The organism is Pseudoalteromonas sp. SR45-5, assembly GCF_014163565.1.
Classification (GTDB): domain Bacteria; phylum Pseudomonadota; class Gammaproteobacteria; order Enterobacterales; family Alteromonadaceae; genus Pseudoalteromonas; species Pseudoalteromonas distincta.
This window is the reverse complement of the sequence record NZ_JACJDN010001015.1, coordinates 1-779: the sequence shown is the minus strand read 5'-3', so window position 1 is coordinate 779 and position 779 is coordinate 1. Positions and strand designations below refer to the sequence as shown.

The following is a 779-nucleotide window of genomic DNA, read 5'->3' as shown; positions in this document are numbered from 1 at the left end:
ACACTAGGCAAAGGCGCTCGCTATTTAGCGGTTATCGCCCTTGCCGTAGGATTCGAAAAGCTTTTTTAAATAAGTTTTTAAGTGCTTATTTAGCCCAATCAAGCGTTAACGACACTGAGTCGGCAAAACGCAGTGCATGTGGTTTATCAACACGTGCTTTAGCGTAATGAACGCTTGGGTGTGCGTGACAAACGGCAAGAATTTCAGCAACTAATTTTTCTAGCAGTAAAAAGTGCCCTTGCTCTACTAAGCTAATAACTTCTTTGGTGATCACTTTATAATTAAGTGCTTGGTCAACTTCATCCGTTTTACACGCATCATCAGCAGGGTAGTGAATCTCTAGATTGATCACTACATCTTGCTTTTTTTCACGCTCATCGGGGTTAAAGCCAATAAACGTACGCAGGCGTAAATTAGTAACGTTAATAATTGCATTAGCCATAGGGTTAACCTTTTATAAGCTGCAAAAATTCGTTACGTGTTTTAGGATCGCTTCTAAAGTTACCTAACATTACTGATGTACGCATGCTTGAATTTTGCTTTTCTACACCACGCATCATCATACACATGTGTTTTGCCTCAACAATAACGCCTACGCCCTTAGCGCCAGTAACTTCTTCAACTGCTTTAGCGATTTGATGCGTTAACTGTTCTTGAATTTGAAAACGGCGTGAAAACATATCAACAATACGTGCAAATTTAGATAAGCCTAATACTTTACCGTTTGGTATATAAGCAATATGGCAACGGCCAATAAAAGGCAGTAAATGATGCTCACA

The 779-nt window shown here is 39.5% G+C and carries 2 protein-coding genes; both read right to left on the bottom strand.

Features of this window, described 5'->3' with window-relative positions; all coding sequences use genetic code 11:
* Positions 1–85: 85 nt before the first annotated feature.
* A complete protein-coding gene (gene folX / locus H5072_RS20745; RefSeq protein ID WP_002962340.1) occupies positions 86–442 on the bottom strand; it encodes a dihydroneopterin triphosphate 2'-epimerase in 357 nt (118 codons plus the stop codon).
* 4 nt (positions 443–446) lie between these two features.
* Positions 447–779 (bottom strand): GTP cyclohydrolase I (gene folE / locus H5072_RS20740; RefSeq protein ID WP_182694673.1); only part of this gene is annotated, 333 nt, incomplete at its 5' end.